We start from the raw sequence: 11,883 nt of genomic DNA, 5'->3' as shown, positions 1-11,883 counted from the left end.
TGAATATCCGCGATGGGAAAAAGTAGTGACGTTATCGTGGTATAAGGACTAACAGGATGCAGAGCGCAAAAGATCTGGGCAGTTATCTGAAGTCCCGCCGGGCGCAGCTCGACCCGCAGACACTGGGTTTTCACACCGCACGCCGCCGCACGCCAGGGCTGAGGCGTGAAGAGGTTGCACATCTGGCCTGTATCAGCGCGACCTGGTACACCTGGCTTGAACAGGGGCGCGGCGGGATGCCCTCAGAAGAGGTACTGGAGCGGATTTGTCAGGCACTTTGCCTGAGCGAGCGTGAGCGCGAGTATGTGTTCCATCTGGCACTGGGGCGAGCACCGGGCGTGGCGTATGCGCCAGCCGCAGCGGTCTCCGGCCGGTTACAGAAAGTGCTGGAGAGTATGCCCTACAGCCCGGCGATGATCCGCAATGCCAGTTGGGATGTGCTTGCCTGGAACGCGGCTGCCACGGCGGTGCTGGCCGATTACGCCACCCTTCCCGCGCAGGAGCGCAATATCCTGCGCCGCATCTTTCTTAACCCACAGGCGCGTGCTTCGCAGGCCGACTGGCAGGGTCTGACGCGCTTTCTGGTCGCGGCGTTCCGCGCAGAAACGACCCGGGCCGGTGCGTCACTTGAAGTCCAGCCGCTGGTCGATGAATTGAGCGCGGCGTCGCCGGAATTTGCCCGGCTGTGGCAAACCAATGATATCGAGGTGATGGGCGAAGGCACAAAAGTGATTTTCCACGCCAGTGCTGGTCGGCTCTCGCTGGAGTACTCCAGTTTTTCCGTTGAAGGACAGCCCGATTTGACGCTGGTGGTCTATAGCCCCTCGGGCGAGGAAGATGCGGATAAAATACGCTTGCTGTTACAGCAGAAGAGATAAAAAAGCGCCGCAACCGGCGCTTTTTAACGTAACCGTCCGCGTGCCAGATTGAGCCTTGTGCTGCTCACCTGTAACGCATTCTGGCTGACATGACAGTGGGTAATGGCGATCGCCAGCGCATCGGCGGCATCGGCCTGCGGGTTAGCGGGGAGTTTCAACAGCGTGCGCACCATGTGCTGCACCTGGCTCTTCTCCGCGCTACCAATGCCGACCACCGTCTGCTTAACCTGACGGGCGGCATACTCAAAGACCGGTAAGTCCTGATTGACGGCGGCGACAATCGCCACGCCGCGCGCCTGCCCCAGTTTCAGCGCCGAGTCGGCGTTTTTCGCCATAAACACCTGTTCGATGGCAAAAAAGTCCGGCTGAAACTGAGTGATGATCTCCGACACGCCCGCGTAAATCAGCTTCAGGCGCGACGGCAGATCGTCAACTTTCGTGCGGATACAGCCGCTGCCAAGGTAGGTCAGCTGGCGGCCTGTCTGGCGAATCACACCATAACCGGTGATACGTGAACCCGGGTCGATCCCGAGAATAATCGCCATTATTTCTCTCCGCTTAACGCAATAATCCTGATGATGCCAAACACTCAAAACAGTTTGCAGGAAGCAGGCAATTCAGTGCGTTCCCGGCCACACAGGTTAACCTTGTGACCGGGGCGCGAGGCGAGCCAACGCCCTGCGGGCTGTAAGCTGCCAGCGATTACAGGGTTGCTGCTACTTCGTCGGAGATCTCACCGTTGTGGTAAACCTCCTGCACATCGTCGCAGTCTTCCAGCATATCGATCAGGCGCAGCAGTTTCGGCGCAGTTTCCGCATCCATATCCGCTTTGGTCGACGGGATCATCGACACTTCAGCGTTGTCCGCTTTCAGACCGGCGGCTTCCAGCGCATCGCGCACGGCACCCATCTCTTCCCAGGCGGTGTAAACGTCAATCGCGCCGTCGTCGTAGGTCACAACGTCTTCAGCACCCGCTTCCAGCGCCGCTTCCATAATGGTGTCTTCGTCGCCCGCTTCGAAAGAGATCACCCCTTTCTTGCTGAACAGGTAGGCCACCGAGCCGTCGGTACCCAGGTTGCCGCCGCACTTGCTAAAGGCGTGACGCACTTCAGCAACGGTACGGTTACGGTTGTCACTCAGACACTCGACCATCACCGCGGTGCCGCCAGGGCCGTAACCTTCATAAATGATGGTTTCCATGTTCGCGTCATCATCGCCGCCGACGCCGCGTGCGATGGCGCGGTTCAGGGTGTCACGGGTCATATTGTTGGAGAGCGCTTTATCGACCGCCGCGCGCAGGCGCGGGTTAGAAGCGATATCGCCGCCACCCAGACGTGCTGCTGTTACCAGCTCACGAATAATTTTGGTGAAGATCTTACCGCGTTTGGCATCCTGTGCCGCTTTGCGGTGTTTGGTGTTGGCCCATTTACTGTGACCTGCCATAAAAAATTCTCCAGAAAAAACCGCCGTTCAGGCGGCGTTAATAACAAATTCTTCAATCGCCTGCCGGTTGCTCCACGACTTGGTCAATGCCGCCGCAGCGGGCGCATCGAGCCAGCGGTACGCCAGATGTTCGGTAAACACAACCGGGCATTCGTGGGGCAGCGCTAAACAAAACCAGGATTCGGTGTTGTGAGTTACACCCGGCGCGTAGCGATGACGTAAATGACTAAAAATTTCAAATTCCACCGTGCGCTGGCAGTCAATCAGACGATGCGGCGCTGCGCCGACATCGATATTGACCTCTTCCATGACTTCGCGCGCGGCGGCCTGCAACGCGCTTTCACCCGGCTCCAGGCTGCCGGTAACCGACTGCCAGAACTCGGGATCGTCGCGTCGCTGCAACATCAGCACCCGTTTTGTCTCTTCGGCATAAATCACCACCAGCACAGAAACGGGATGCTTAAAGGACATCTTATTTATTCTCCGGCGTCTCTTTTTTGATAACAGAGATACCGAGTTCCGCCAGCGCGGTCGGATTGCCAAAGCTCGGCGCTTCGGTCATCAGGCAGGCCGCAGCCGTGGTTTTCGGGAATGCGATAACGTCACGGATGTTGTCGGTGCCGGTCAGCAGCATGGTCAGGCGGTCGAGACCAAACGCCAGGCCCGCGTGCGGCGGCGTGCCATATTTCAGGGCGTCGAGCAGGAAGCCGAACTTCTCGCGCTGCTCCTGCTCATTGATACCAAGAATGCCAAACACCGTCTGCTGCATCTCGCCGTTATGAATACGTACGGAACCGCCGCCCACTTCGTAGCCGTTGATAACCATATCGTAGGCGTTAGCGATCGCCGTTTCCGGTGCCGCTTTCAGCTCAGCCGGGCTCATGTCGCGAGGCGCGGTGAACGGGTGGTGCATCGCCGTCAGGCCGCCTTCGCCGTCATCTTCAAACATCGGGAAGTCGATAACCCACAGCGGCGCCCATTTGTTTTCGTCGGTCAGGCTCAGGTCTTTACCCAGCTTCAGACGCAGCGCGCCCAGCGCATCGGCAACCACTTTTTTGTTGTCAGCGCCGAAGAAGATCATGTCGCCATCCTGCGCGCCGGTGCGCGACAGAATTTCGCTTACAATCTCAGCGTTGAGGAATTTCGCTACCGGGCTGGTGATGCCTTCGAGGCCTTTCGCCGCTTCGTTAACTTTGATGTAGGCCAGCCCTTTCGCGCCGTAAATTTCGACGAACTTGCCGTAGTCATCAATCTGCTTACGGCTAAGCTGCGCGCCGCCCGGCACACGCAGTGCGGCAACGCGGCCTTTGGCATCGTTGGCCGGGCCTGAGAAGACTTTGAACTCAACCGCTTTCAGCAGGTCTGCAACGTCCACCAGCTCCATCGGGTTACGCAGATCCGGTTTATCGGAGCCGTAACGACGCTCGGCCTCGGCAAAGGTCATGATCGGGAACTCACCGAGATCGACGCCTTTCACTTCCTGCCACAGCTGGCGAACCAGCGCTTCCATCACTTCACGCACCTGCGGCGCAGTCATAAAGGAGGTTTCCACATCGATCTGGGTAAATTCCGGCTGGCGGTCAGCGCGCAGATCTTCATCGCGGAAGCATTTGACGATCTGGTAGTAACGGTCGAAGCCGGACATCATCAGCAGCTGTTTGAAAAGCTGTGGGGACTGCGGCAGCGCGTAGAATTTGCCTTTATGCACGCGGCTCGGCACCAGGTAATCGCGCGCGCCTTCCGGCGTCGCTTTGGTCAGCATCGGCGTTTCGATGTCGAGGAAACCGTGGTCATCCATAAAGCGGCGCACGAAGCTGGTGATTTTCGCACGGGTCTTCAGGCGCTGCGCCATCTCTGGGCGGCGCAGGTCGAGGTAGCGGTACTTCAGACGCGCTTCTTCGGTGTTGACGTGGTTAGAATCGAGCGGCAGCGCGTCAGCGCGGTTGATGATGGTCAGTTCGGTGGCGAAAACTTCCACTTCACCGGTGGCCATCTCTTTGTTGGCATTTTTGCCTTCGCGGGCGCGGACAGTACCGGTAATTTGAATGCAGAACTCATTACGCAGTTCAGAGGCGAGCTGGAACGCATCCTGACGGTCCGGGTCGAAAAACACCTGCACGATGCCTTCGCGATCGCGCATATCGATAAAGATAAGGCTACCGAGGTCACGACGGCGGTTGACCCACCCACAAAGCGTTACTTGCTGTCCGACATGGGACTGATTGAGCTGCCCGCAATATACTGTACGCATGAGATATCCCTTAATTAGCTGCACATCACCCACCACCTGCGGCGCAGGCGCGCTGGGGGCAGCTATTTTCGTATGTCACATCTGGATGAAAAAAGGGGGCTATTATACTGGAAATAATGACCCACGATAAGCCCGCTACCGACTGTACGCACGTTTGCTGCGCGCTTATTGCGCATTCTCACAAAATTTAACAAAAATTGTAAACCCGGCGCGCGGAAAGAGCGCGTAAGGTAACGCCCCAACGCAATTATTTTTTTTCAGGAGTGAACATGCTGGAACTCAACACAGCGAAAACGGCACTGGTGGTTATCGATCTTCAGGAAGGCATTCTGCCCTTTGCTGGTGGCCCACACACTGCGCAGGACGTCGTAGCGCGCTCGGCGCGGCTGGCCGGGAAGTTTCGTGCTAACGGCGCTCCGGTGGTGCTGGTGCGTGTCGGCTGGTCGGCGGATTTTGCCGAAGCGCTGAAACAGCCAGTGGATGCCGCGATGGGTGGTCACGGCCTGCCGGAAAACTGGTGGGATTACCCGGCAGCGCTTGGCAAACAGGCGAGCGATATTGAGGTAACCAAACGCCAGTGGGGCGCTTTTTATGGCACCGATCTGGAAATGCAACTGCGCCGTCGCGGTATCGACACCATCGTGCTGTGCGGCATTTCGACCAATATCGGCGTCGAATCCACCGCCCGCAACGCCTGGGAGATGGGTTTTTCACTGGTCATCGCCGAAGACGCTTGCAGCGCCGCCGATGCCGAGCAGCATCAGGGCAGCATGAAAAACATCTTCCCGCGTATCGGTCGCGTGCGCAGCAGCGAGGAGATTATCGCCGCGTTATGATCTATATCGGCCTGCCGCAGTGGTCGCACCCGAAATGGGTGCGCCTTGGGATCACCTCCCTTGAGGAGTATGCCCGTCACTTCAATTGTGTCGAGGGCAACACCACGCTTTATGCGCTACCGAAAGCGGAGATTGTCGCGCGCTGGCACGATCAGACCAGCGATGATTTCCGCTTCTGCTTTAAGTTTCCCGCTACCATCTCCCATCAGGCGGCGCTGCGTAACTGTGATGATCTCACCCACGAATTTTTTAGCCGCATGTCGCCGCTCGCAGGCAGGATTGGGCAGTACTGGCTCCAGTTGCCAGCGACCTTTGGCCCACGCGATCTCCCTGCGCTGTGGGCTTTTCTTGATGCGCTGCCAGCAGGCTTTACCTACGGTGTCGAGGTGCGTCACCCCGCCTTCTTTGAAAAAGGCGAAGAGGAGAAAGCCCTTAACCAGGGGCTGCACGCCCGCAAAGTTAACCGCGTAATGCTCGACAGCCGCCCGGTGCACAGCGCGAAACCGCACAGCGAAGCAGTGCGCGAAGCCCAGCGCAAGAAGCCAAAAGTGCCGGTGCACGCGCTGGTCACCGCTGAGCATCCGATGGTGCGCTTTATCGGCAGTGACGATATGGCGCAGAACCGCGAACTCTTCGCCGTCTGGTTAAACAAGCTGCCGACCTGGGAGCAGACCACCACGCCCTATCTGTTTCTGCACACGCCTGATATCGCCCAGGCTCCCGAGCTGGTCGAAACGCTATGGCAGGATCTTCGCACTGCGATGCCGATCGTCGGTGAAGCCCCCTCCCTGCCGTTACAATCTTCTCTTTTTTAAGCGCAGCACCTATCATTGATGAGCCATCGCCGTAACCTTAAAGGGAGTTTGTATGGTAAGCGCGTTGTATGCCGTGCTGGGTGCGTTATTACTGGTTAAATTTGCTTCTGATGTGATTCGTCTGCGTATGCAGTACCGTGTGAGCTTTGGCGACGGCGGGTTTAGTGAGTTGCAGAACGCGATGCGTATTCACGGCAACGCCGTTGAGTACATTCCCATTGCCATGATCCTGCTGCTGTTTATGGAGATGAACGGTGCGCAAAACTGGACGGTACATCTCTGCGGCATGATGCTGATTGTTGGCCGCCTGATGCACTATTACGGTTTGCATCACCGGCTGGCCTACTGGCGGCGTTATGGGATGGGCGCAACGCTCTGCTCCCTGCTGCTGATGGTGCTGGCGAATGTGTGGTATATGCCCTGGGAGTTGGTTTTCTCCCTGCGTTAGCGCACAATACGCCCCTTTGTTTTCCCGGATATTTACACTATGTCTCACCGCGACACGCTTTTTTCCGCGCCTATCGCCCGCCTCGGCGACTGGACCTTCGATGAACGGGTAGCTGAAGTTTTCCCGGATATGATCCAGCGTTCCGTTCCGGGTTACTCCAATATTATTTCGATGATCGGCATGCTGGCGGAGCGCTTCGTGCAGCCCGGCACGCAGGTTTACGATCTCGGCTGCTCGCTGGGCGCCGCCACGCTCTCGGTGCGCCGCAATATTCATCATGAAAATTGCAAAATTATTGCCGTCGACAACTCGCCTGCGATGGTTGAACGCTGCCGCCGTCATATTGATGCCTATAAAGCGCCAACGCCGGTTGAGGTGATTGAGGGCGATATTCGCGATATTGAGATTAACAACGCCTCGCTGGTGGTGCTTAACTTCACCCTGCAATTTCTCGAACCTGACGACCGTCTGAAGCTGCTGCAAAAAGTTTACCAGGGGCTGAACCCGGGCAGCGCACTGGTGCTGTCGGAGAAATTCAGTTTTGAAGATCACACCGTCGGCGAACTGCTGTTCAACATGCACCACGACTTTAAACGCGCCAATGGTTACAGCGAGCTGGAGATTAGCCAGAAGCGCAGCATGCTGGAAAATGTGATGCTGACGGACTCCGTTGAGACCCACAAAGCGCGCCTGCGCACCGCGGGTTTTGAGCACAGCGAATTATGGTTCCAGTGCTTTAACTTCGGTTCACTGGTGGCACTGAAGGCGGTGCAGTCATGATCGAGTTTGGCCGTTTCTATCAGCAGATCGCCACCGGGCCCCTCGCCCACTGGCTGGAGACCTTACCAGCGCAAATCGCCGCCTGGCAACGCGAAACCCTGCACGGGCAGTTCAAGCAGTGGAACAACGCCGTGGAATTCCTGCCCAGCCTGACGCCGGACTCGATCGACTTCGTCAATGGCGTCACCGCATGTTGCGCCGAACCGTTAAGCGCCGGGCAGTTAAAGGGGATGGAGACGCTGCTGCGTAACCTGATGCCGTGGCGTAAAGGGCCGTTTTCACTCTACGGTCTTGATATCGACACCGAATGGCGCTCGGACTGGAAGTGGGATCGCGTTCTGCCGCACCTTTCTGACCTGCGCGGCCGCACTATTCTGGATGTCGGCTGCGGCAGCGGGTATCACCTGTGGCGCATGATTGGCGCGGGCGCGCAGCTGGCGGTCGGTATCGACCCCACTCAGCTTTTTCTCTGCCAGTTTGAAGCGGTGCGCAAGTTGTTAGGCGACGATCGACGCGCGCATCTGCTACCGCTCGGCATTGAGCAACTGCCTGCGCTGAACGCCTTCGACACGGTCTTTTCCATGGGCGTGCTCTACCATCGCCGCTCGCCGCTGGAGCATCTCTGGCAGTTGAAAGATCAGCTGGTTAAAGAGGGTGAGCTGGTGCTGGAAACACTGGTGGTTGAAGGCGACGAAAACACCGTGCTGGTGCCGGGCGACCGCTACGCGCAGATGCGCAACGTCTACTTTATCCCCTCCGCGCTGGCGTTAAAAAACTGGCTTGAGAAGTGTGGCTTTGTCGATGTGCGCATCGTTGATGCCAATGTGACAAGCTGCGACGAACAGCGCCGCACGTCGTGGATGGTGACCGAATCGCTGGCCGACTTCCTTGACCCCAACGACCGCACAAAAACGGTGGAAGGCTACCCCGCGCCGCTGCGCGCGGTGCTCATTGCCCGTAAACCGTAGACAAAAAAAGGCCCCTGTTAATGGCAGGGGCCTGGTACAAGCAAGCATCACATTGGGCGACATGATGCGGCGGTAAAAACGGTTACTGGCGGTAGTGAACAATCAGCGCTTTCATCTCTGCGACGGCCTCTTTGTCGACACCGTAGCGGGCATATTCATCAGCGCTCGCATCGGATGACATCGATAATCCGCTGTTGCGATAGCGCATCGGCGACGCCGTCCAGCGTCCTGCCGAGCTATGCACCTCTTTCACTCCGGCGCGAAGAAACAGTTCAAGGTTGTCAGGACGCACGCCTGCGCCAGCCATAATGATTGGAACACCGGGAAGTGCATTTAGTTCCGTAATAAGTGAAACTCCTTTTTCCGCCGTCGCCTGCTGCCCGGACGTCAGAATGCGCGCCACGCCTGATTGTGCCAATATTTCAACGGCCTGATGGGGATTGGCGCACATATCGAAGGCGCGATGAAATGTCACCGCCATCCCCTCTGCGACGCGCATTATCTGCGCCATTCTCGCCACATCGACTTCACCGTCCTCATTCAGCACGCCAGTCACCACGCCCGGAAAGCCAAGCTCGCGCACCCGCTCGATATCTGCCAGCAGCACGCGAAACTCATCATCGCGATAGCAAAAATCGCCGCCGCGTGGTCTCACAATCGGGTGAACAGGAATGGTCACCGCCTCACGCACCGCCTGCAACGCGCCAAACGATGGCGTCAGACCGCCCTCTTTCGGTGCGGCGCAAAACTCAATTCGATCGGCGCCGTGCTGCCCGGCGATAAGCGCATCCTCAACGCTGTAACAGCAGATCTCCAGTAATGTCATCACGTCTCCTTCTCCTCTTATCGCCCGCGCAGAGTGGCCTCACCTCGTGCCTTTACTGCTCGCTGGCAACAATCGCTTCAATGCTCCACGGGTGAAACTTCACCGTCACTTTGCCATCCGTCACCGCCAGCGTCGGGTTGGGCAGCCGCTCGCGCTCGCCTTTTGGCGCGCTGGTTTTCACCGCAATCCCAGGCTGGCTCAGCCCTTCATCACCCAACAGCGCCAGCGCCCGGGCGTTCAGCGTTTCCACCTCGCCCGGCAGGACGATCTCAATGTGCTCCCACCCTTCATGGGGATAGCGCTTCTCACCCGGCCAGGGTAGCTCCACCACGCTGAACTGCCAGTGCTCAACGCAGACCGGCTCGTGCAGCTTGAACAGGCAGATGGGGCGGCCATTGATGATATTTTCCGACAGCAGTTCACCGCACTGCTCAAACCCGCGCCGCCAGCGCTCCGCCGTGGCGTTCTGATGGCAACGCAGGGAGATATGGTCGGCATCTAAGGGTGCGATAGAGAGCCCAAGACGGGAAGTGAAATTTTGCAGATCCGTGGTAAAACGCGGCAGATCTTCCACGATATCCTGCAACTCTTCGATAGTTTGCCAATGGCGCATAACAGTGCTCGCAACTCATAACAAAGCGCATAATCTACCGTGTTATGCGGTGCTGACGCCACCGGGCATTTGCAGTATACTCCCGCCTTTCATAAACACCCGGACGCCGCCCTCTTTCGCGGCGTCGCAAATGTAAGGTATCCCGGTGAATATTCAGGCACTTCTCTCAGAAAAAGTCAGTCAGGCCATGATTGCGGCAGGCGCCCCCGCAGAGTGCGAAGCGCAGGTCCGGCAGTCAGCAAAAGTTCAGTTCGGCGACTATCAGGCTAACGGCGTGATGGCAGTTGCCAAAAAACTGGGTATGGCCCCGCGACAACTCGCTGAGCAAGTTCTGACTCACCTCTCCCTTGACGGCATCGCCCACAAAGTCGAGATCGCGGGTCCTGGCTTTATCAATATCTTCCTCGCGCCGGAGTTCCTCGCTGAAAACGTTGACCAGGCGCTGAAATCCGATCGCCTTGGGGTCTCTGTTCCGCAGCCGCAGACCATTGTGGTGGACTACTCCGCGCCGAACGTGGCGAAAGAGATGCACGTTGGCCACCTGCGCTCCACCATCATCGGCGATGCCGCCGTGCGCACCCTTGAGTTCCTCGGTCACAATGTGATCCGCGCGAACCATGTCGGCGACTGGGGTACCCAGTTCGGCATGCTGATCGCCTTCCTTGAGCTTAAGCAGCAGGAGAACGCGGGTGAAATGGCGTTGGCGGACCTGGAAGGATTCTACCGCGAAGCGAAAAAACACTACGACGAAGATGCCGCCTTTGCCGAGCGCGCGCGCAGCTACGTGGTTAAGCTGCAGGGTGGCGATGAGTACTGCCGTGAAATGTGGCGCAAGCTGGTCGATATCACCATGAGCCAGAACCAGCAGGCCTATGAGCGCCTGAACGTTACCCTGACACGTAAAGATGTGATGGGTGAAAGCCTCTACAACCCGATGCTACCGGGCATCGTCGCCGATCTGAAAGCCAAAGGGCTGGCAGTTGAGAGCGAAGGCGCCACCGTGGTCTTCCTCGACGAATACAAAAATAAAGAGGGCGAACCGATGGGCGTCATCATCCAGAAGAAGGATGGCGGCTACCTCTACACCACCACGGATATCGCCTGCGCCAAGTACCGTTATGAAACCCTGCATGCCGATCGCGTGCTCTACTACATCGACTCCCGTCAGCACCAGCATCTGATGCAGGCGTGGACCATCGTGCGTAAAGCGGGCTATGTGCCGGAGTCGGTACCGCTGGAGCACCACATGTTCGGCATGATGCTGGGCAAAGATGGCAAGCCGTTTAAAACCCGCGCGGGCGGGACGGTGAAACTTTCCGATCTGCTGGACGAAGCGCTGGAGCGCGCCCGTCGCCTGGTGGCGGAGAAGAACCCGGAGATGCCGGCGGACGAGCTGGAGAAGCTGGCGAATGCTGTTGGTATTGGCGCGGTGAAATATGCCGACCTGTCGAAAAACCGCACCACCGATTACGTCTTCGACTGGGACAATATGCTGGCGTTTGAGGGTAACACCGCGCCGTATATGCAGTACGCCTACACCCGCGTGCTGTCGGTGTTCCGCAAAGCGGGCATTGAAGAGCAGGTGCTGGAAAACGCGCAGGTTGCGATCCGCGAAGAGCGTGAAGCGCAGCTGGCCGCGCGTCTGCTGCAGTTTGAAGAGACCCTGAGCGTGGTTGCCCGTGAAGGTACGCCGCACGTGATGTGCGCTTATATCTATGATGTCGCTGGTCTCTTCTCCGGCTTTTACGAGCACTGCCCGATCCTCACCGCCGAAAGCGATGAGATTCGCCTCAGCCGCCTGAAGCTGGCGCTGCTGACGTCGAAGACCCTGAAGCTGGGTCTGGAGACGCTGGGCATCGAAACCGTCGAGCGTATGTAATTGCCGGATGGCGGCTGCGCCTTATCCGGCCTACACGATCTTTCAGACCTCATAACCCGTAGGCCTGATAAGCGAAGCGCCATCAGGCAATAACGCCCGGAATACATCCCCAATAAAATACCCCGGCAAGCCGGGGTTTTCTTTTT

Annotated in this window: 13 protein-coding genes; 7 read left to right on the top strand and 6 right to left on the bottom strand. The window is 57.9% G+C overall.

Annotated elements, in window-relative coordinates; translation table 11 throughout:
- Nucleotides 1-56: 56 nt before the first annotated feature.
- Complete coding sequence (locus tag ABIC80_RS03775; RefSeq protein ID WP_429175549.1) at nt 57-878, top strand: helix-turn-helix transcriptional regulator; 822 nt, start codon at nt 57-59, stop codon at nt 876-878.
- A gap of 23 nt (nt 879-901) precedes the next feature.
- Here the strand turns inward: ABIC80_RS03775 and ruvC are convergent, their stop codons facing one another.
- The 4 genes from ruvC to aspS all read right to left on the bottom strand — a co-directional run bounded on the left by ruvC (nt 902) and on the right by aspS (nt 4,572).
- Nucleotides 902-1,423: a crossover junction endodeoxyribonuclease RuvC gene (gene ruvC / locus ABIC80_RS03770; RefSeq protein ID WP_023480016.1), complete on the bottom strand. Its 522-nt coding sequence runs from the start codon at nt 1,421-1,423 to the stop codon at nt 902-904.
- Between the two features lie 157 nt (nt 1,424-1,580).
- Nucleotides 1,581-2,321 (bottom strand): YebC/PmpR family DNA-binding transcriptional regulator, encoded by a 741-nt coding sequence (locus ABIC80_RS03765; protein WP_023480072.1) that lies wholly within the window; start codon nt 2,319-2,321, stop codon nt 1,581-1,583.
- 27 nt (nt 2,322-2,348) lie between these two features.
- Nucleotides 2,349-2,792 (bottom strand): dihydroneopterin triphosphate diphosphatase, encoded by a 444-nt coding sequence (gene nudB / locus ABIC80_RS03760; protein WP_305208190.1) that lies wholly within the window; start codon nt 2,790-2,792, stop codon nt 2,349-2,351.
- A 1-nt stretch (nt 2,793) separates the two neighbouring features.
- Entirely contained in the window at nt 2,794-4,572 is a 1,779-nt protein-coding gene (aspS, locus tag ABIC80_RS03755) for an aspartate--tRNA ligase (RefSeq protein ID WP_023480034.1), read from the bottom strand.
- Nucleotides 4,573-4,841: 269 nt separating this feature from the next.
- On the opposite strand from aspS, the gene ABIC80_RS03750 reads away from it, so the two are divergent.
- The 5 genes from ABIC80_RS03750 to cmoB are packed head-to-tail and all read left to right on the top strand — an operon-like array spanning nt 4,842 to nt 8,419.
- Nucleotides 4,842-5,408 (top strand): hydrolase, encoded by a 567-nt coding sequence (locus tag ABIC80_RS03750; protein WP_094420734.1) that lies wholly within the window; start codon nt 4,842-4,844, stop codon nt 5,406-5,408.
- The gene (locus ABIC80_RS03745) at nt 5,405-6,223 is read left to right on the top strand and encodes a DUF72 domain-containing protein (RefSeq protein ID WP_042714261.1); all 819 of its coding nucleotides are present in this window, start codon (nt 5,405-5,407) and stop codon (nt 6,221-6,223) included. Before ABIC80_RS03750 ends, ABIC80_RS03745 begins: the two co-directional genes overlap by 4 nt.
- A 52-nt stretch (nt 6,224-6,275) precedes the next feature.
- Nucleotides 6,276-6,671, top strand: a complete 396-nt coding sequence (locus tag ABIC80_RS03740) for an MAPEG family protein (RefSeq protein WP_429175546.1) — start codon at nt 6,276-6,278, stop codon at nt 6,669-6,671.
- A 39-nt stretch (nt 6,672-6,710) separates the two neighbouring features.
- Nucleotides 6,711-7,451, top strand: coding sequence for a carboxy-S-adenosyl-L-methionine synthase CmoA (gene cmoA / locus ABIC80_RS03735; RefSeq protein ID WP_429175545.1), 741 nt, complete (start codon nt 6,711-6,713; stop codon nt 7,449-7,451).
- Nucleotides 7,448-8,419, top strand: coding sequence for a tRNA 5-methoxyuridine(34)/uridine 5-oxyacetic acid(34) synthase CmoB (gene cmoB, locus ABIC80_RS03730; RefSeq protein ID WP_312278020.1), 972 nt, complete (start codon nt 7,448-7,450; stop codon nt 8,417-8,419). Before cmoA ends, cmoB begins: the two co-directional genes overlap by 4 nt.
- An 82-nt stretch (nt 8,420-8,501) precedes the next feature.
- On the opposite strand, the gene cutC is transcribed toward cmoB, so the two are convergent.
- Together cutC and ABIC80_RS03720 are read right to left on the bottom strand one after the other, a co-directional pair.
- Nucleotides 8,502-9,245 carry a copper homeostasis protein CutC gene (gene cutC / locus ABIC80_RS03725; RefSeq protein ID WP_429175543.1) on the bottom strand — a complete coding sequence of 248 codons (744 nt, stop codon included), beginning with the start codon at nt 9,243-9,245 and terminating at the stop codon, nt 8,502-8,504.
- Between the two features lie 52 nt (nt 9,246-9,297).
- Nucleotides 9,298-9,858, bottom strand: a complete 561-nt coding sequence (locus ABIC80_RS03720; protein ID WP_242388589.1) for a VOC family protein — start codon at nt 9,856-9,858, stop codon at nt 9,298-9,300.
- Nucleotides 9,859-10,003: 145 nt separating this feature from the next.
- Here ABIC80_RS03720 and argS point away from each other — a divergent pair, with 145 nt between their 5' ends.
- Nucleotides 10,004-11,737 (top strand): arginine--tRNA ligase, encoded by a 1,734-nt coding sequence (gene argS, locus ABIC80_RS03715; protein ID WP_429175541.1) that lies wholly within the window; start codon nt 10,004-10,006, stop codon nt 11,735-11,737.
- The last annotated feature ends 146 nt before the right edge of the window (nt 11,738-11,883 follow it).

Source organism: Kosakonia sp. 1610 (assembly GCF_050435845.1).
Classification (GTDB): Bacteria; Pseudomonadota; Gammaproteobacteria; order Enterobacterales; family Enterobacteriaceae; genus Kosakonia; species Kosakonia cowanii.
This window is presented reverse-complemented; position numbering and strand designations above follow the sequence as displayed.